Annotated in this window: 18 protein-coding genes and 1 tRNA gene; 15 read left to right on the plus strand and 4 right to left on the minus strand. The window is 22.9% G+C overall.

Annotated elements, in window-relative coordinates:
- The 9 genes from mnmG to atpC all read left to right on the plus strand — a co-directional run bounded on the left by mnmG (position 1) and on the right by atpC (position 8,841).
- A complete protein-coding gene (gene mnmG, locus RJU59_RS00005) occupies positions 1 to 1,887 on the plus strand; it encodes a tRNA uridine-5-carboxymethylaminomethyl(34) synthesis enzyme MnmG (RefSeq protein WP_343155151.1) in 1,887 nt (628 codons plus the stop codon).
- A 284-nt stretch (positions 1,888 to 2,171) separates the two neighbouring features.
- Positions 2,172 to 2,990 (plus strand): F0F1 ATP synthase subunit A, encoded by an 819-nt coding sequence (gene atpB / locus RJU59_RS00010; RefSeq protein ID WP_343155152.1) that lies wholly within the window; start codon positions 2,172 to 2,174, stop codon positions 2,988 to 2,990.
- A gap of 44 nt (positions 2,991 to 3,034) precedes the next feature.
- Positions 3,035 to 3,274 (plus strand): F0F1 ATP synthase subunit C, encoded by a 240-nt coding sequence (atpE, locus tag RJU59_RS00015; protein ID WP_343128610.1) that lies wholly within the window; start codon positions 3,035 to 3,037, stop codon positions 3,272 to 3,274.
- 125 nt (positions 3,275 to 3,399) lie between these two features.
- Positions 3,400 to 3,870: a F0F1 ATP synthase subunit B gene (gene atpF / locus RJU59_RS00020; protein ID WP_343155153.1), complete on the plus strand. Its 471-nt coding sequence runs from the start codon at positions 3,400 to 3,402 to the stop codon at positions 3,868 to 3,870.
- Positions 3,871 to 3,895: 25 nt separating this feature from the next.
- Positions 3,896 to 4,426, plus strand: coding sequence for a F0F1 ATP synthase subunit delta (locus RJU59_RS00025; RefSeq protein WP_343155154.1), 531 nt, complete (start codon positions 3,896 to 3,898; stop codon positions 4,424 to 4,426).
- A 19-nt stretch (positions 4,427 to 4,445) separates the two neighbouring features.
- Positions 4,446 to 5,987: a F0F1 ATP synthase subunit alpha gene (gene atpA / locus RJU59_RS00030; protein WP_343155155.1), complete on the plus strand. Its 1,542-nt coding sequence runs from the start codon at positions 4,446 to 4,448 to the stop codon at positions 5,985 to 5,987.
- 42 nt (positions 5,988 to 6,029) lie between these two features.
- Positions 6,030 to 6,896 (plus strand): ATP synthase F1 subunit gamma, encoded by an 867-nt coding sequence (gene atpG, locus RJU59_RS00035; RefSeq protein WP_343155156.1) that lies wholly within the window; start codon positions 6,030 to 6,032, stop codon positions 6,894 to 6,896.
- A gap of 62 nt (positions 6,897 to 6,958) precedes the next feature.
- The gene (gene atpD, locus RJU59_RS00040; protein WP_343155157.1) at positions 6,959 to 8,368 is read left to right on the plus strand and encodes a F0F1 ATP synthase subunit beta; all 1,410 of its coding nucleotides are present in this window, start codon (positions 6,959 to 6,961) and stop codon (positions 8,366 to 8,368) included.
- Positions 8,369 to 8,391: 23 nt separating this feature from the next.
- Positions 8,392 to 8,841 carry an ATP synthase F1 subunit epsilon gene (gene atpC, locus RJU59_RS00045; protein ID WP_343155158.1) on the plus strand — a complete coding sequence of 150 codons (450 nt, stop codon included), beginning with the start codon at positions 8,392 to 8,394 and terminating at the stop codon, positions 8,839 to 8,841.
- An 86-nt stretch (positions 8,842 to 8,927) separates the two neighbouring features.
- Here atpC and gyrB read toward each other — a convergent pair whose 3' ends face one another.
- From gyrB to dnaA, 3 genes are all read right to left on the minus strand, one after another.
- Complete coding sequence (gene gyrB, locus RJU59_RS00050; RefSeq protein WP_343155159.1) at positions 8,928 to 11,339, minus strand: DNA topoisomerase (ATP-hydrolyzing) subunit B; 2,412 nt, start codon at positions 11,337 to 11,339, stop codon at positions 8,928 to 8,930.
- Positions 11,340 to 11,466: 127 nt separating this feature from the next.
- Positions 11,467 to 12,570: a DNA polymerase III subunit beta gene (gene dnaN, locus RJU59_RS00055; RefSeq protein ID WP_343155160.1), complete on the minus strand. Its 1,104-nt coding sequence runs from the start codon at positions 12,568 to 12,570 to the stop codon at positions 11,467 to 11,469.
- Between the two features lie 9 nt (positions 12,571 to 12,579).
- On the minus strand, positions 12,580 to 13,947 hold the full coding sequence (gene dnaA, locus RJU59_RS00060) for a chromosomal replication initiator protein DnaA (protein ID WP_343155334.1): 1,368 nt from the start codon (positions 13,945 to 13,947) through the stop codon (positions 12,580 to 12,582).
- 393 nt (positions 13,948 to 14,340) lie between these two features.
- Between dnaA and rpmH the strand changes: the two genes are divergently transcribed.
- The 4 genes from rpmH to mnmE all read left to right on the plus strand — a co-directional run bounded on the left by rpmH (position 14,341) and on the right by mnmE (position 18,030).
- Positions 14,341 to 14,487, plus strand: a complete 147-nt coding sequence (gene rpmH / locus RJU59_RS00065; protein ID WP_343128619.1) for a 50S ribosomal protein L34 — start codon at positions 14,341 to 14,343, stop codon at positions 14,485 to 14,487.
- A 22-nt stretch (positions 14,488 to 14,509) separates the two neighbouring features.
- Positions 14,510 to 14,863 carry a ribonuclease P protein component gene (gene rnpA, locus RJU59_RS00070; RefSeq protein WP_343155161.1) on the plus strand — a complete coding sequence of 118 codons (354 nt, stop codon included), beginning with the start codon at positions 14,510 to 14,512 and terminating at the stop codon, positions 14,861 to 14,863.
- Between the two features lie 137 nt (positions 14,864 to 15,000).
- Positions 15,001 to 16,605, plus strand: a complete 1,605-nt coding sequence (gene yidC / locus RJU59_RS00075) for a membrane protein insertase YidC (protein WP_343155162.1) — start codon at positions 15,001 to 15,003, stop codon at positions 16,603 to 16,605.
- Between the two features lie 63 nt (positions 16,606 to 16,668).
- Entirely contained in the window at positions 16,669 to 18,030 is a 1,362-nt protein-coding gene (mnmE, locus tag RJU59_RS00080; RefSeq protein ID WP_343155163.1) for a tRNA uridine-5-carboxymethylaminomethyl(34) synthesis GTPase MnmE, read from the plus strand.
- Between the two features lie 82 nt (positions 18,031 to 18,112).
- On the opposite strand, the gene RJU59_RS00085 is transcribed toward mnmE, so the two are convergent.
- A tRNA-Phe gene (locus RJU59_RS00085) sits at positions 18,113 to 18,185 on the minus strand.
- Between the two features lie 196 nt (positions 18,186 to 18,381).
- Between RJU59_RS00085 and RJU59_RS00090 the strand changes: the two genes are divergently transcribed.
- Both RJU59_RS00090 and groL read left to right on the plus strand, forming a co-directional pair.
- A complete protein-coding gene (locus tag RJU59_RS00090) occupies positions 18,382 to 18,675 on the plus strand; it encodes a co-chaperone GroES (RefSeq protein ID WP_343128623.1) in 294 nt (97 codons plus the stop codon).
- Between the two features lie 51 nt (positions 18,676 to 18,726).
- Positions 18,727 to 20,370, plus strand: a complete 1,644-nt coding sequence (gene groL, locus RJU59_RS00095; protein WP_343155164.1) for a chaperonin GroEL — start codon at positions 18,727 to 18,729, stop codon at positions 20,368 to 20,370.
- Positions 20,371 to 20,552: the final 182 nt, after the last annotated feature.

Consider the following 20,552-nt stretch of genomic DNA (forward strand, 5'->3'; position numbering starts at 1 on the left):
ATGACAAACAAAAAAAAATTTGATGTAATCATTATAGGAGGAGGTCATGCAGGAACTGAAGCATCTATGACAAGCTCTCGTATGGGATTGAAAACATTATTAATAACTCAAAACAAAAAATCTATAGGAGTATTATCATGTAATCCCTCTATAGGAGGAATCGGTAAAAGTCATTTAGTTAAAGAAATTGACGCTTTAGGTGGAATTATGGCTTCTACTATTGATCGAGCTGGTATACAATTTAAAATTCTTAATATTAGTAAAGGATTTGCTGTACAATCTACAAGAGCACAAGCAGATCGATTAATATATCAATATACAATAAATTATTTTTTAAAAAAACAAACTAAATTAACAATACTAGAATATGAAGTAAGCGATTTAATAATAAAAAAAGAAACAGTAATAGGAATAAAAACTACATCACAAGAATCATTTTTTTCCAAATCAGTAATATTAACTACTGGAACATTTTTAAACGGTACAATGTATATAGGAAAAAAATGCTTTGCAGGTGGTAGAAGAAATGACTTTTCTTCAATTTCATTATCCATGAGATTAAAAGAATTACCATTAAAACAAGGTAGACTAAAAACAGGTACTCCTCCAAGGATTGATAAAAATAGTATAAACTTTAGTTTCTTACAATCTCAACATAGTGATTTTCCTTTACCATATTTTTCATTTTTAAAACCTAATTTTAAAAGACCTAAACAAATACCATGTTATTTAACTTATACAAATGAAAAAACTCATCAAATTATTCTTAATAATATAAAAAATAGTCCTTTGTATAATGGAATGATTAAAGGAAAAGGTCCAAGATATTGTCCATCTATTGAAGATAAAGTCATTCGATTTAAAGATAAAAATAAACATCATATTTTCCTAGAACCAGAAGGTTTGAATTCTTCAATAATATATCCAAATGGGATATCTACTAGTTTATCTATTGAAATACAAAAACAAGTTATTAATTCAATTCATGGTCTAGAAAATGCAAAAATTTTACAACCGGGTTATGCAGTAGAATATGATTATTTTGATCCTCAAGGATTAAAACCAACATTAGAAAGCAAATACATTAATAATTTATTTTTAGCAGGTCAAATTAATGGAACTACTGGATATGAAGAAGCTGCATCTCAAGGATTACTCGCTGGTATAAATGCTGTTAAAAATATAAAAGAAAAATGCAAAGAAGGATGGTTTCCAAAAAGAAATGAGGCGTATTTGGGAGTTTTAGTAGATGATTTATGTACTAAAGGTGTACAAGAACCATATAGAATGTTTACTTCAAGAGCAGAATATAGGCTTTTATTAAGAGAAAATAACGCAGATTTACGATTGACTAAAATAGGGAGAAAATTTAATTTAATCAATAAAAAAAGATGGAATAGATATAACGAAAAAATAAAAAAAATACAATATCAAAAAAATATAATAAAAAAATTAAAAATTTTAAAAAATTCACAATCATCCAAAAAACTTTTTGAATTAACAAAAATAAATATTAATAAAGATACTAATTTTATAGAATTATTAAAAAGACCAGAAATTAATTTTGATATTTTATTTAAAATTGATTCTATAAATATAGATATTAAAGATATAGAAGTATTAAAAGAAATTGAAACTGAAATTAAATATAAAGGTTATATCAAAAGACAAAAAAATGAAATTCAACGTCATTTAATAAACGAAAAATCCAAATTACCTAACAATTTTAATTATAATAAAGTAATAGGTCTATCGAAAGAAGTATCGTATAAATTAAATTATTTTCAACCTATATCTATAGGTCATGCTTCTAGAATAGATGGAGTAACGCCAGCTGCTATATCTATTTTACTAATTAACTTTAAAAATGGTGTATTTCAATTTTAAAAAAATAATTAATCAAATTTATATTTTTTATGTTATAAAAAATATAAATTTTTAATATTTTTTAGTCAAAATTATTTTTAATATTTTTATTAATTTACTTATTTTAAAAATAAAATTTACATTATTTATAAATTTATTTAAAAAAATAAAAATAATTATATTCACTATTTGAAAAATAAAATTTTTTATATATATTTTATTATAATCAAATTAATTCAAATATAATAAACTGCAATTATTTTATTTAGATTATAATTAAACCATTTAGAAGGACTTGAGACATAATGTCTAATAGACAAATATTTACTCCTAAAGAGTATATTAGTCATCATTTACAACATTTACAATTAGATCTTCGAAATCTAAAAATTGTAAATCCACATCATATAATACATTCTCCCTGGATCTTGAATTTGGATTCTATTTTTTTTTCATTTTTTTTAGGTATAGTTTTTATATTTTTTTTTTATATAACAGCAAAAAAATCATTTAATACATATCCCAATAAGTTACAAATATCTATTGAATTGATAATAAATTTTGTAAACAAAAATGTAAAAGAAATTTTTTTATGTAAAAATAATTTAATTGCTCCTTTATCATTGACAATATTTGTTTGGGTTTTATTAATGAATTCAATGGATTTAATTCCTATTGATTTAATTCCGTTTTTATCAAAAAAAATATTTAATATTTCTACATTACGTATTGTTCCTACTGCTGATATTAATATCACATTATCCATGTCTTTAGGAGTTTTTTGCTTAATTTTATATTATAGTTTAAAAATAAAAGGGATAATTGGATTTTTAAAAGAACTTTTTTTACAACCTTTTAATAATCCTATATTTTTTATATTCAATTTTATATTAGAATTTATCAATTTATTATCTAAACCAATTTCGTTAGGTTTACGTTTATTTGGAAACATGTATTCTGGAGAAATGATTTTTATTTTAATTTCTAGTTTTATACCTTGGTGGTTACAATGGATTATAAATATACCTTGGGCAATATTTCATATTTTAGTCATCGTTCTCCAATCGTTTGTATTTATGATCTTAACTATTGTATATTTATCCATGGCATTGCGTAAACATTAAATTAAAATTCTATAAAAATTTATATAAATATTTGGAGAATAAAAATGGAACATCTTCATACGGAAATAATTTATATGTCTGCAGCAATCATGATGGGATTAGCTGCAATAGGAGCAGCTATTGGAATCGGAATTTTAGGAGGAAAATTTTTAGAAGGAGCTGCAAGACAACCAGATTTAGTTCCTATGCTAAGAACTCAATTTTTCATTGTAATGGGTTTAGTTGATGCTATTCCTATGATTTCTGTTGGTTTAGGTTTATATATTCTATTTGCCGTTACTTAAATAGTGTTTATTATTACGTTTGTTTTAAAATATGTTTTTTTATTTTTTTATTAAAATATATAAATACCTTACGTTTAATTAAACGTAAGGAATTAAAAAAAATTTTATTAACCTGGAATATATATATGAATTTAAATGCTACTATTTTAGGTCAAGCGATTTCATTTTTACTATTTGTATTAATATGCATGAAATTTATATGGCCTCCTATAATTAAAAAAATAGAAAGTAGAAAACAAAAAATTATAAATGCACTAGAATCTATTAAAAAAAAAAATATTGAATTAAATAAATTACAAAAAAATATAAAAGAAAAAATACAACAATCCAAATTAGAATCATCAATAATTTTAGAAAAAGCATATCGTAACAAAGAAAAAATATTACAAGAAACAAAAATAGAAGCAGAAAAAGAAAAAATTAAAATTATTGCACAAGCAAAAAATTTAATAGATTTAGAAAGAAAAAAAATATTTTTAGAATCTAAAAAATATATTGGAGATTTATCTTTAAAAATTGCTGAAAAAATTTTACAAAAATCCATAAATAAAAAAGATAATGATATTTTAATAAAAAAAATTATTTCAAAGTTATAAAAATTTATAGGAATATTCTATCAAGATGCATAATAACAGTTTAGCTCTACCTTATTCCAAAGCTGCTTTTCAATTTTCAAAAAAAAATCAATGTGTCAAAGAATGGGAAAAATTAATTTTTTTTTCTTCTAAAATTTCTCAAATAAATAAATTACAACCAATTATTTTAGGTCTTTTAGAATATAAATATTCTAAAAAAATTTTTATTGAAATATGCGATATAAAAAAAAATATTTTTTTTACAAATTTTATTAAACTTCTTTTAGAAAACAAAAAATTAATTCTATTGCCTACAATTTATAAACTATTTGTAAAATTTTCATTGCAAGATAGACAAATGGAAAAAATAGAAATTACTACTGCATATGAATTAAATATTTTAGAATATCAAAAAATTAAAAATAAATTAGAAAAAATAATTAAAAAAAAAATATATTTAAAAAAAAATATAAAAAAAACAATAATAGGAGGAATAATTATACGAATCAACGATATAGTAATGGATCATTCTATTAAAAATAGATTAGTTGAAATAAAAAAAATTATATTTAAATAAAATAAAAAAAGAGAAAATAATGAAATTAAATTCTAGTGAAATATACAAAATTATAAAAAAAAGAATTAATAATTTTGATTTTATTCAAGAAAAAAAAAATGAAGGAACAATTATTTCTATTAATGATGGTATCATTCGAATTGTCGGTCTTTCAGAAGTTATGCAAGGAGAAATGTTAATTTTATCAAAAAATTTATACGGTTTAGCATTAAATTTAGAAAAAGATATCATAGGAGCGGTGGTTTTAGGATCCTATATTCATTTAAAAGAAGGAATGCGTGTATATTCTACAGGAAAAGTTCTAGAAGTACCTGTAGGAAATAATTTTTTAGGAAGAATTGTTAATAGTTTAGGTGTTCCCATTGATAATAAAGGAGAAATTAATGCGGATAAATATCTTCCGATAGAATCTCAATCTCCTGGTGTAATAGAAAGAGAATCAATTAGTGAGCCTTTACAAACTGGTTATAAATGTATTGATACGATAATACCGATAGGAAAAGGGCAAAGAGAATTAATTATTGGTGATCGACAAACTGGAAAAAGTTCTTTAGCTATTGATACTATAATCAATCAAAATACATCTGGAGTAAAATGTATTTACGTTGCTATTGGACAAAAAATGTCAACTATTTTAAATGTAGTTCAAAAATTAGAAATTCATAATTCTTTAAATAATACAATTATTGTAGTTGCATCCGCATCAGAATCTGCTGCATTACAATATATTGCTCCATATAGTGGTTGTTCTATGGGAGAATTTTTTCGTAATAAAGGAGAAGATGCTTTAATTATATATGATGATTTAACAAAACATGCTATTGCATATCGACAAATTTCTCTACTATTAAAAAGACCTCCTGGAAGAGAAGCATTCCCTGGAGATGTATTTTATTTACATTCAAGATTATTAGAACGTTCTGCTCGTGTAAACATATCATATATTCATAAACATACAAAAAATAAAAAAATAAATACTACTGGATCATTAACATCATTACCAATTGTAGAAACTCAGGCCGGAGATGTATCTTCATTTATTCCAACAAATATAATATCCATTACTGATGGACAAATTTTTTTAGAATCAAATTTATTTAATTCAGGAATACGACCTGCAGTTAATACAGGAATTTCTGTATCTAGAGTTGGTAGTATTGCTCAAACTAAAATTATTAAAAAACTTTCTGGTGGTATTCGAACTGCTCTTGCTCAGTATAGTGAATTAGCATCTTTTTCTCAATTTTCATCGGATTTAGATCTTGAAACACAAAAACAATTATTATACGGTCAAAAAATTACAGAATTACTTAAACAAAAACAATATCATCCATTAAGTATAGCCGAGCAAAGTATACTATTATTCAGTGCTGTTCATGGTTATCTAGAAGATATATCTATTCAAAAAATAAGAAATTTTGAAAAAAAAATATTATATTTTTTTAAATCAAATTATTTTACACTATTTTCTGAAATAAATTTAAAAGGTGATTATAACGATAAAATAAAAAAAGATTTCAATATTTTAATAACAGAATTCAAAAAAAATATATTTTTATAAAAATATATTATATATTTTCATAATTAAAAGCAGGAACATATAATGTCTTTCAATTCTATATTAAAAAATAAAATTATAAGTATACAAAATACTCGCAAAATTACCAAAGCTATGGAAATGATATCAATATCAAAAATGAGAAAAACACAAAATAAAATGCTATTAGGAAAACCATATTATATGGTGTTAAAACAAGTTATTAAAAATAGCATGCAAGCAAACCTAGAATATATACATCCTTATTTAAAAAAAAAAAAAATAAATTCTATAGGAATAATTATTGTATCTACTGATAAGGGGTTATGTGGAGGACTTAATATTAATATTTTTAAAAAAACAATGGATAAAATATCGTATTTTGAAAAAAAAAATTATAATATTAAATTAATTATTATAGGATCAAAAGCCAAAAAATTTTTTCAACATTATAAATATGAAAAAATAAATATAACTACTGAAATTGGAGAAAACCCATCTTTTAAAAAAATCATTTCTTCGGTAAAACCAATAATTGATCTATATGAAAAGAATAAAATTAAAAAAATATTCATTAGTTTTAATAAGTTTACTAATAGATTAGTTCAAAAACCTAAAATTATTCAATTGCTTCCTTTTTCTTATGAAAAAATTTTTTTAAAAAAAAAAAAAAATACTTCATGGGATTATATTTATGAACCTAATTCCAAATTTATATTAAATACGCTATTTAATAAATATTTAGAATTTCAAATATATCAAATAATTTTAGAAAATTTAGCAAGTGAACAATCTGCTAGAATGATTTCTATGCATTGCGCAACTGAAAATAGTGATAAATTGATAAATAACTTAAAATTACAATTTAATAAATCCCGTCAATCATCCATTACACAAGAACTTTCTGAGATTATATCTTCTTCTACTGAATAATAATTAAAATAAAAAATCTACATAAATAATTCAAAAAAAAAAAACAATAATAAGGTTTTTATATGAAAAATATTGGAAAAATAATACAAATTATAGGAGCGATAGTTGATGTTGAATTCACAACAAAAACTATACCAAAAATATATAATGCTTTAAAAATAAAAACTAATTCAAATAATCATTTAATATTAGAAGTACAACAACATTTAGGAGGTGGAATAGTACGTACAATTGCAATGGGTTCTTCTGAAGGTTTAAAAAGAGGATTAGAAGTTATTGATCTTAATCATGGAATTAAAGTTCCAGTAGGAGAAATTACTTTAGGAAGAATTATGAATGTTTTAGGAAATCCTATAGATATGAAAGGAGATTTTATATATACAGATAAAAAAAAAATTGTAGAATATTGGGAAATACATAGAACACCTCCTAAATATGAAGAACAAGTTTATTCTGAAGAAATATTAGAAACAGGAATTAAAGCAATTGATCTTATGTGTCCCTTTTCAAAAGGAGGTAAAGTAGGACTATTTGGAGGAGCAGGAGTAGGAAAAACAGTTAATATGATGGAATTAATTCGTAATATTGCAATAAAACATTCTGGATATTCTGTTTTTACAGGAGTAGGAGAAAGAACTAGAGAAGGAAGTGATTTTTATAAAGAAATGAAATGTTCTAATGTATTAGATAAAGTATCTTTAGTATATGGACAAATGAATGAACCTCCAGGAAATCGATTTAGAGTTGCATTCACAGGGCTGACTTTAGCAGAAAAATTCAGAAATGAAGGAAAAAATGTTTTATTATTTATCGATAACATATACCGATATACTTTAGCAGGAACAGAAGTATCTGCTTTACTAGGAAGAATGCCTTCTGCTGTAGGATATCAACCAACTTTATCTGAAGAAATGGGTATTTTACAAGAAAGAATTACTTCTACAAAAAAAGGATCAATTACCTCTATTCAAGCTGTATATGTACCTGCAGATGATTTAACAGATCCATCTCCAGCAACAACATTTGCTCATTTAGATTCTACAGTTACTCTTAGTCGTAATATCGCATCACTTGGAATATATCCTGCTATTGATCCTTTATTATCTACTAGTAGACAACTTGATCCATTAATAATAGGAAAAAATCATTATAATACTGCTATACAAGTACAAAAAATTTTACAAAAATATCAAGAACTTCAAGATATAATAGCTATTTTAGGAATGGATGAATTATCAGAAGATGATAAATTATTGGTTTCAAGAGCAAGAAAAATACAAAAATTTTTGTCTCAACCTTTTTTTGTTGCAGAAATTTTTACAGGTATTAAAGGAAAATATGTTTCTTTAGAAGAAACAATAGAAGGATTTAAAAAAATTATTAATGGAGAATTAGATCATTATCCTGAACAAAATTTTTATATGATTGGAAATATAAAAGAAGTATATTCCAAAAAAAAAATAAATATTTAAATACAAAAATAAAAAAATAAAATATGAAAAAAAAAATACAGAATATAAAATTAAATGTTGTTAGTCCAGAATCTACATTTTTTTCTCAATATGTGAAAAAAATTATAGTTTCTGGAATTGAAGGAAATTTAGGAATTTATCCTGGACATAGACAATTATTAACTTTTATTAAACCAGGAATATTATATATTTTTATGTTAGAAAAAAAAATAGAATATATATATATATATAGCGGAATTTTGGAAGTACAACCATCTTTTATAAACATTTTAGCTGATAATGCTATTATTAGTAATAAAATTAATCTTAATACAACATTGAAAAAAAAATACAGATTAGAAAATGAATTAAAAAAAAATATTATTTCCATGGAAGAAAAATTAAAAATTAAAAAATCTTTATCTAGACAATTATGCAAAATAAAAATTTTGGAAATGTTAAAAAGTAAAATATATACAAAAAAAATTTTTTAAAAAAAATATATACTACATATCGGCAGAGTATTTATATTTTTATACCTGCCGTTATTTTAATTGGAAATATATAATTAATAAAAAATTTAAAAATCAATATTTTGAACATATAAAGAATTTTTTTCTATAAAATTTCTTCGAGGTTCAACTACATCACCCATTAAAGTTCGAAATAGTTGATCTGCATCAGAAGCATCTTGAATTGAAATTTGTGACATTATTCTAGTTTGAGGATTCATTGTTGTATTCCATAACTGAACAGGATTCATTTCTCCTAAACCTTTATATCTTTGTACAATTAATCCTTTTTGCGATATTAACATTATTTCTTTTAAAGTTTTTTCAATATTTTTAAACGAATATAATTTATCTTCTTTCTGAATATATATTTTTTTTTGAATAAGAGATCGTAAAATAGAATTAATGTTAGATATTTTTTTATAAAATAATCCAGTAAAAAATTTTTTTTCTAATTTATAACAATATTTATTTCCATATATTTTTTTTTCTAATATTAATGCAAAATAATTTGTATCTTTACAATATTGAATATATCCAGAATATAAATTTCTATTTTCATTTTGTTTATTTAAAAAAATAGAAAAATTTTTAATCCAATGGAATAATTTATCTTTTGAATACATATCAGATAAAATAGAAAAATACAATAATCCATTAAAAATTATTTTTGGAATACTATTTTTTAATTTATATATTTTTTCTTTTAACAATGTATATTTATGCAGCATTAAATGTATTTCTTCATCATCAACAATGTTTATTTTGTTTATAGAATCATAAAAAGTGCAATCTTCTAATGCAGAATCAATCTGATATTTATCTAATTCATTATTATCTTTTATATATCTTTCCATTGAACCTTTTTTAATTTTATATAAAGGAGGTTGAGCAATATATATATGCCCTCGATTGATAATTTCTGGCATTTGTCTATAAAAAAATGTAAGAAGTAAAGTTCGAATATGAGATCCATCAACATCTGCATCTGTCATAATTATAATTGTATGATAACGTAATTTATCAGGATTGTATTCATCTCTACCTATTCCACAACCTAATGCAGTAATTAAAGTTACGACTTCTTGTGATAAAATCATTTTTTCAAAACTTGATTTTTCAACATTCAATATTTTTCCTTTTAAAGGAAGAATTGCTTGATTTTTTCTATTTCTTCCTTGTTTAGCTGAACCACCAGCAGAATCACCTTCCACAATATAAATTTCAGAACAAGAAGGATTTTTTTCTTGACAATCTGACAATTTTCCTGGCAATCCACCTGATATCTCTATACTTCCTTTTTTTCTTGTAATTTCTCTTGCTTTTTTTGCTGCTTCTCGCGCTCGAGAAGATTCAATTATTTTATTTATTATAATTTTAGTATCATTAGGATTTTCTAGAAAAAATTCTATTAAAAATTCATTAATTAATGATTCTACTACAGGTTTAATATTCGATGAAATTAATTTTTCTTTAGTTTGAGAAGAAAACTTAGGATCAGGTACTTTAATAGATATTATAGCAACTAAACCTTCTCTCGTATCATCTCCTGTAGTTACAATTTTATATTTTTTGTTATTAAAACCTTCTTGTTCTATAAAATTGTTAACAGTACGAGTCACTGCAGATTTAAAACCAGATAAATGTGTTCCGCCATTTTTTTGCGGAATATTATTTGTAAAACAATATATTTTTTCTTTAAAACCTACATTCCATTGCATAGCTACTTCAACAGAAGTATCACATTTTTTAGAAGAAAAATAAAAAATTTTTGGATGAATTGGTTTTTTATTTATTAATTTTATAAATGCTTTAATACCTCCTTTATAATGGTATTTACAATTTGTATTTGTTTTAATATCATTAAAACAAATACAAATTCCAGAATTTAAAAAAGATAACTCTTTTAATCTTTTCGATAATATTTCAGAATTAAATTCTGTGATATTAGTAAAAGTTTTTAAACTAGGCCAAAATCTAATTTTTGTTCCTGTTTTATTCGAAATATCTATTACTTTTAATGAATGAACAGGATTTCCATTTCGATATTGTTGATAATATTTTTTTTTATTTCTATAAATTATCAATTCTAATTTATCTGATAAAGCATTTACAACGGATATACCTACTCCATGTAAACCTCCAGAAACTTTATAAGAATTATTGTCAAATTTTCCACCTGCATGTAAAATAGTCATAATGACTTCTGCAGCTGGTATTCCTTCTTCTTTATGTATATCAACAGGAATACCTCTTCCATCATCTTGAACAGAAACTGAATTATCTTTATGTATAGTAACAATAATTTCCTTACAATAACCAGCTAAAGCTTCATCAATTGAATTATCTACAACTTCAAACACCATATGATGTAAACCACTTCCATCATCTGTATCTCCAATGTACATTCCTGGTCTTTTTCGTACTGCATCTAATCCTTTTAAAACTTTTATATTGGACGAGTTATAGGAATGCGACATTAAATACCTCTTATGTTTTCTGTATTTACACAATAATAATATTATTAAATTATTAGTATATAAAATTTTTAATTTTTATGAAAATAAAATAATTTTTATGAAAATAAAAATAATTTTTATTTATTAATTATAATAATAATGGCATGACTACAAAATAATTTAATGGATAAGATAAATTTTCAATTTGTATTATTGAAACTGGAATATTAAATAATAAAATAATATTTTCATCATAAAAATTATTTAATATATCGATAATATATGTAGAATTAATAGAAAACTTTACTTCTTCTCCATAATAATTTAATTGTATTATTTCTTTTGCTATTTCTTCCGATTCATTATTTGCGGTAACCTCTATTTTTCCTTCAAAAAAATAAAAATGAACACTTTGAAACTGTTTATCAGATAAAATAGAAACTCGTAAAAGTGCTTGTTTCAATTTCTTTGCATTGATAGATATTTTTACTTTTGGAGATGTGATTAAAACATTAAAATAATCTGGATATTGACCATCAATTAATTTTGATGTAAAAACAACATTTTGAATATTTATTTGAATATTATTTTTATTTATTCGTAATTTTGTTGGTTCGCTTTTATTAAACAATAATTTATTTAGTTCTAATATACTTTTTCTAGGTATTATTATTGAGTATAACGATTTAAATATATTTAATCGAAAAGAAGAAATCGCCATTCTATGCCCATCAGTAGAAACCATTCTAATCATTTTTTTATTTATTTCTAATAATGTTCCATTTAAATAATACCTAACATCATTCACAGCCATCGAAAAATATGTATCGCAAATCATTTTTTTTATAATATTTTGTGATAATATAATTTCTACTTCTGGAATAAAATTTTGCAATATAGGAAATTTATTCTCAGAAACTATAGATAATTCAAAAAAACTATTGTTAGAATTAATAAACATCTTTACATCATTAGTTTCAATATAAATAATTGACTGTTCCGGAATACTTTTACAAATACTTAATAATTTACGACCAGAAACACATACAAAACCTTCTTCATTATTTACTTCTAAAGTATCAGAAACATTAATTTCTGTATCCATATTAGTACTAGTTAATGTTAAAATATTTCTTTCTACCTTAATTAATATATTTTCAAGAATAGATAAAGAATTATTTTTTATTAATAAAATAGATACTTTTTGCAAAATTTTTAAAAATTTTTTTTGATCTATGGAAAATTTCAGCATATTTTTTTATTAAGATGATAAAGTTCTAAGTAAATTTAAAAAATCCTTTTTTATATTATTATTTTCTTTTCGTAATTGTTCTATTTTTCTACATGCATGTAAAACTGTTGTATGATCTCGTCCATTAAAAGCATAACCAATTTCAGGTAAACTATAATGTGTAAGATTTTTAGCAATCGCCATTGCCATTTGACGTGGTCGAGATACTGATCTAGATCTTTTTCGAGAAAGTAAATCAGATATCTTTATTTTATAATATTCAGATACAGTAGTTTGAATAACATCTATAGTAATAATTTTTTTTGGAAAAAATAATAAATCTTTAATAGATTCTTTTACTAATTCAATAGTAATTTTTTTACCATTATGTTGAGAATTAACAATTATCCTATTTAATGCTCCTTCTAATTCTCGCACATTCGATTTTAATCTTGTAGCAATAAAAAAAGCAATATCTTCTGTTAAACAAATTTTATTTTCATCTGCTTTTTGCATTAAAATAGAAATTCGTGTTTCTAATTCAGGTGGATCTATAGAAATAGTTAAACCCCAACTAAATCGTGATTTTAAACGATCTTCCACACCTTTTATTTCTTTCGGGTATCGATCAGATGTTAAAATAATTTGTTGATTTTTTTCTATTAATGTATTAAAAGTATGAAAAAATTCTTCTTGTGATCTTTCTTTATTTGAAAAAAATTGTATATCATCAATTAATAAAGCATCTACTGATCTATAGTATTGTTTAAATTCATCTATAACATTGTTTTTTAAAGCTTTAACCATATTTTGTACAAAACCTTCAGAATGTGTATAAACAACTTTTATTTTACATTTTTTTGATAAAATTTTATTTCCAATAGCATGTAATAAATGAGTTTTTCCTAATCCAGTACCTCCATATAAAAATAAAGGATTATAATAACTACCTAAATTTTTTGAAACTGTATATGCCGATAATCGTGCTAATTTATTAGATCTTCCTTCTATAAAATTTTTAAAATGATATTTTTTATTAATATTAGAAGAAATAAAAAATTTTTTATAGAAAAAAAATTTTTTAAATGGTGAATTTGTTTCTTTAAAATTTTTTTTAAAAATAGTACATTTTTTTATTTTTTTAAAACTTATATCATTGGAACAATTTTTAAATTCAATTATTGGAGGAGGATGAGAATAAAACTGAATTAATAATTTATTGAATTTCTGTAAATATTTTTTTTTTACCCAATTTAATACAAATTTATTAGGAGTATATAATTCCAATACATTACCATTTAATTTTGCTTTTAAAGGACGTATCCATATACTAAATTCTGTGGGTTGTAGATCATTTTTTAATATAGAAAGACACTTTTTCCAAAGCAGAATAGACACTACAGACTCCATTATAGGAACATATTCATTAAAAAAATAATATTTATAAAATTTATAAAAAATTTAAAAAAAGTTATATATTTTAATATATTGTATATTGTTTTGTTAAAAATAAAAAATTTTTATAAATTAAAATAAAAAAAATTATTATATATTTTTAACGTTATTTACTATCCTTTTCATATTACAATAATAGATTAATATTATATTCATATTAAAAAATATTTTTTAATATAAAAGTAAAGTTAATTGACTCTCTTAATATTAAATATTATTCTATAATTATTCATTATATTTAATTTAACTACATAAAATTTTTTTATAAAAAATATTTTTTATCTATATTTATAATATAGATATTAAAAATAATAATAAATAGGATAATAATTATTTATGAAAAGAACATTTCAACCATCTTTATTAAAAAGAAATCGTATACATGGTTTTCGTTCTAGAATGTCTACTAAAAATGGAAGATATATTTTATCTAGACGTAGATCTAAATCCCGATCAAGATTAACTGTTTCTTCTACTAAATAAATCATTAAGTAAAAATTGTGAAGTGAAAATATTCTCGTTTTCTAAAAAATTTCGTTTAAAAAAATCTAATAATTATAATAAAGTATTTAAAAAATCTTATAAAATACAAAAAGATAATTTAATTATATTAGGTTCTTACAATAACTTAAATTTCCCTAGACTAGGAATTAGCATATCTAAAAAAATAATACCGAGTTCTTGTAAAAGAAATATATTTAAACGTATTGCTAAAGAAAGTTTTAGAATAAAAAAAAATTATTTAATAAAAATGGACTTTATTATAACAATTAAAAAAAATTTTTTATTTATAAATAAAAAAGAACTAACAAAAATATTAAATCAAACATGGATACGATATTATAATATATATATATAAAATTAATAATTTTACATATATAAAAAAATAAATTTATAAAATGGTATTTTTATATTGTTAAAAAATTCATATATAAATTTAAAAATATAAATTTCTATAAATCTTAAAAAAAAATAAAACACAAGAGAATATAAATAATGGATTTATTACGTAATTTTTTTATTTTTTCTATTTTTGGAACAACATTATTTTTTTTTTCTTTTTTAAAACAAAGTTTAGGAAGTAATGAGAATTTTTTACATAAAAAACAAAATATAACATCAAGCATTCATAAAAATAAAAATAACGATTCTAACATTATAGTAAAAACAGATGTTTTAAAAGTAATTATTAGTAAAAAAGGAGGTGACATTAAACAAGCAAAATTACTTAAGTTTAACAAAAATTTGAAAACAAAATTACCAATTAAACTTTTGGATACAAATAAAAATTTTGTTTACCAAGCACAAAGTGGTTTAATTGGTCCTAATGGAATAGATAATTTTAAAAATAACAAAAGACCTATATATTCAACACAAAAAAATTTTTTTGATTTTACAAATAGTAAAGAAAAAGAATTACGTGTTCCTATGACCATAATATCTAAAGATGGTTCTATATATACTAAAACATTTATATTTAAAAAAAAAGAATATTCAATACAAGTAGAATTTTCTATTTTTAATAATTCAAAAAAAACAATAAAAGTATCTATGTTAGGACAATTAGTTCAAACAATAAATATTAAACAACAAAAAAAAAATATTAAAAATAGTGATTCTTCTTTTCGAACGTTAAGAGGTAGTGCTTTTTCTAGTCATAATAATAAGTATAAAAAATATACATTCGATAAAATAAAAAAAGAAAAAGATTTAAATATTACTACAAAATCTGGATGGGTAGCTATGATACAAAAATATTTTGTTTCAGCTTGGATACCAAAAAATAATGGAAACAATACTATTTATACTCATTCATGTAAAAATAATACTACCTTAATAGGATATAAATCTGATCTAATTAAAATAAAACCCAACAGCAAAACCAATATTAATTCAATTTTATGGGTAGGTCCAGAAATACAAGAAAAAATGGCTTCCATTTCTCCATATTTAGATTTAACAGTCGACTATGGATGGTTATGGTTTTTATCTCAACCTTTATTTAAATTATTAAAATTTTTATATTATATATTTGGAAATTGGGGTATTGCAATAATAGGTATTACTGTAATAACAAAAATTTTTATGCATCCTTTTAATAGATTACAATATATTTCTATGCAAAAAATAAAATCTTTAAACCCAAAAATTAATAATATAAAAGAAAAATATTCCTCTGATAAAAAAAAAATGACTCAAGAAATAATTAATTTATATAAAAGAGAAAATATTAATCCTTTAAGCAGTATTTTTCCAGTTTTAATTCAAATGCCTATTTTTTTATCTTTATATTATATGTTAATGGGTTCGGTAGAATTAAGACATGCTCCATTTATATTTTGGATTCAAGATTTATCTAGTCAAGATCCATATTTTATACTACCTATCTTAATGGGAATTAGCATGTATTTTAGCCAAAATACAAATTTTTCTCAAAATCAAACAAATAATTCTACCCAAGAAAAAATAATGAAATTTTTTCCTTTTATTTTTATAATTTTTTTTCTTTGGTTTCCTGCAGGATTAGTTTTATACTATACCGTCAGTAATATTTTAACGATATTGCAACAAAAATTATTTTTTTATAAATTCAATAAATAAATTTTTTACTTATATTTTATAATATTCAGTAAAAATTCTATAAATTTTAAAGATACTATAAATATGAATTTTGAAGATACTATTATAGCACCAGCAACTCCAGAAGGTAAATCCGGTATAGGGATATTAAGGATATCTGGTAAAAAAAGTAAAAATATTGCTCAAACAGTTTTAGGAACAATTCCAAAACCTAGAAAAGCAGTTTATTTAAATTTTTTAAATTTTGATCAATCTATATTAGATAAAGGAATAGCAATATGGTATCCAAAACCTTTTTCTTTTACTGGAGAAGACGTTTTAGAATTACAAGGACATGGAAATTTTTTTTTAATGGATTTATTAATTAAACGAATATTATTAATACCAAATGTTCGAATTGCTCAACCAGGAGAATTTACAAAAAGATCTTTTTTAAATAAAAAAATTGATTTATCACAAGCAGAAGGAATTGCAGATTTAATAAATTCTGAATCAGAATTAGAAGCACAGTCTTCCTTAAAATTAATGTCCGGTTTTTTAAAAAAATACATTTTAAATGTAAAAAAAAATATATATGAATTACAAGCTATGCTAGAAATGGATTTAAATTTTTCGGAAGAAAATTATTTAAATTTAGATATAAATAATCTTGAAAAAAAAATAAAAAATATTTTTGATATTCTACAAAAAATTAAATACACAGAATATCAAGGAAAAATATTAAAAAAAGGAATAAATATATCTATTATCGGACCTCCGAATTCAGGAAAATCAACTTTATTAAATCAATTAGCATTAAAAAAAATTGCAATCGTTACAGAAATACCAGGAACTACCAGGGATATCTTAGAGCATCATATTAATATAAATAATATTCCATTTATTATTAGTGATACAGCTGGAATTAGAAACAATGTAGAAAATAGAATAGAAAAAATTGGAATTAAACTAACACATAAAGAAATAAAAAAATCAGACCATTTATTGATTGTTATTGACATTCAAAAATATTATAAAAATAATAAATTTTATCTTAATTTAATTAAAAAAATAAAAAATAATAAACCTTATACAGTAATACTCAATAAATCTGATTTAATTTCTACTAAACCAACTATTAAAATAATTAATAAAAATTATTTTATTATACTATCAGCAAAAAACGGTTTAGGAATTGATATACTAAAATCACATATTGTAAAAAAATATAGTTTCAAGCAAACAAATGAAAAAATATTTTTATCTCGAAGAAGACATTTAAATATATTTAAAAAAATATATTATGAATTTTTTCAAGGAGTAAAAAATTGGAAAAAAAATAAAAATTCTGAATTATTTGCTGAAAGTTTAAGAACTATAAATATATTTTTAGAAGAAATACAAGGTAATCAATCTTCTGAAACAGTTTTAAATAAAATATTTTCTAAATTTTGTATTGGTAAATAAATATTTTTGTTTATCAAAAAAAATTTACTGTATAAATAAATATTTTTATAAAATTTTTTTATTTTTTAATTTAAAAAAAAATTGCCCGAAGGCGGAATCGAACCACCGACACGGGGATTTTCAGTCCCCTGCTCTACCGACTGAGCTATTCGGGCTGTTTATTTAAATATATATTAATTATATTAATACGTCAATTTTTTATTTATTTAATTTTTTTTATAATTATAAAAAAAAATAACCCTTGAAACTTTCATAAATAATCCATATATAAATATGTATAACCAATACAAAATAAGTTTTATAAAATAGTTAAAATTTTTTAAAACAGATGATTACAAGGAGATTTAAAAAATGAATATTCGTCCATTACACGATCGAATTATCATTAAACGTAACGAAATTGAATCTAAATCCGCTGGAGGTATAGTTTTAACAGGATCGGCAGCCGGAAAATCCAATAGAGGAACAATTATCGCTGTAGGAAATGGGCGAATTTTAGATAATGGAAGTATAAAACCATTAGATGTTAAAGTAGGCGATACAGTAATATTTAATGAAAGTTATGGAGCTAAAACTGAAAAAATTGATAATGAAGAAGTATTAATTTTAACGGAAAGTGATATTTTAGCAATTGTAGAAGAATAATATTCAATTCTTTTTATTTACTAAAACTTACATTTTGAAAAGGAAAAATATATGGCAGCTAAAGATGTAAAATTCGGAAATGAAGCAAGAATAAAAATGCTTCGTGGTGTCAACATATTAGCAGATGCTGTAAAAGTCACACTAGGACCAAAAGGTAGAAACGTTGTTTTAGATAAATCTTTTGGAGCACCAAGTATTACAAAAGATGGTGTATCTGTTGCTCGAGAAATTGAACTAGAAGATAAGTTTGAAAACATGGGAGCACAAATGGTTAAGGAAGTTGCATCAAAAGCAAATGATGCTGCTGGAGATGGAACAACTACAGCAACTTTATTAGCCCAAGCAATAGTAAATGAAGGTTTAAAAGCTGTTGCTGCTGGAATGAATCCTATGGATTTAAAAAGAGGAATTGATAAAGCAGTAATTCATGCAGTAGAAGAATTAAAAAAACTGTCAGTGCCTTGTTCTGATTCAAAAGCAATTACTCAAGTAGGAACTATATCTGCAAATGCAGATGAAAAAGTAGGATCTTTAATAGCAGAAGCAATGGAAAAAGTAGGTAACGATGGAGTTATCACTGTAGAAGAAGGAACTGGTTTACAAAATGAATTAGAAGTAGTAAAAGGTATGCAGTTTGATCGAGGTTATTTATCTCCATATTTTATCAACAAACCAGAAACTGGATTAGTTGAATTAGAAAATCCTTATATTTTAATGGCTGATAAAAAAATTTCTAATGTTCGAGAACTATTACCAATTTTAGAATCCGTAGCAAAATCCGGAAAACCTCTTTTAATTATATCAGAAGATTTAGAAGGAGAAGCTTTAGCGACTCTTGTTGTTAATTCCATGAGAGGAATAGTAAAAGTTTCTGCTGTAAAAGCACCTGGTTTTGGTGATAGAAGAAAATCCATGTTACAAGATATAGCTGTTTTAACAGAAGGTAATGTTATATCTGAAGAATTAGCAATGGACTTAGAAAAAACCACTTTAGAAGATTTAGGTCAATCTAAAAGAGTTGTAATAACTAAAGATACAACTACTATTATTGGTGGAATTGGAAAAAAGAAAAATATACAAGTTCGTATATCTCAAATAAGACAACAAATTCAAGAAGCTACTTCAGATTATGATAAAGAAAAATTAAATGAAAGATTAGCTAAACTTTCTGGTGGAGTAGCGGTATTAAAAGTTGGAGCAGCAACTGAAGTAGAAATGAAAGAGAAAAAAGCTAGAGTAGAAGATGCGCTTCATGCTACAAGAGCAGCAGTAGAAGAAGGTGTTGTTCCTGGAGGTGGTGTTGCTTTAGTTCGTGTTGCAGAAAAAGTATCTAAAATTAGTGGAGAAAACGAAGACCAAAATGTTGGAATACGAGTAGCTGTACGTGCAATGGAAGCTCCTTTACGTCAAATAGTATCCAACTCAGGAGAAGAACCTTCAGTTGTAACAAATAATGTTAAAGATGGAAAAAACAATTATGGTTACAATGCAGCTACTGATCAATACGGAGATATGATTAATTTTGGTATATTAGACCCAACTAAAGTAACTAGATCTGCTCTACAATATGCTGCTTCAGTTGCAGGATTAATGATTACTACTGAATGTATGGTTACAGATTTACCTAAAGAAGAAAAATCAGATATAGGAGTACCTCCTGGAAGTGGAATGGGTGGTATGGGTGGAATGATGTAATTTAATTTTAAAAAATATAATTTAGTTTTTAAAAAATATATTAAAAAAAAATTTTTTTTTAAAATATATAAAAAATTTTTAAATTGAACATTTATATTAATATTTTACCTTCAGATAGTAAAAATCTGGAGGTACTAATAAAATAATAAAAATAAATACTAAAATTTATATACAAAAATAAT

Source organism: Buchnera aphidicola (Kurisakia onigurumii), assembly GCF_039394605.1.
GTDB lineage: Bacteria > Pseudomonadota > Gammaproteobacteria > Enterobacterales > Enterobacteriaceae > Buchnera_I > Buchnera_I aphidicola_B.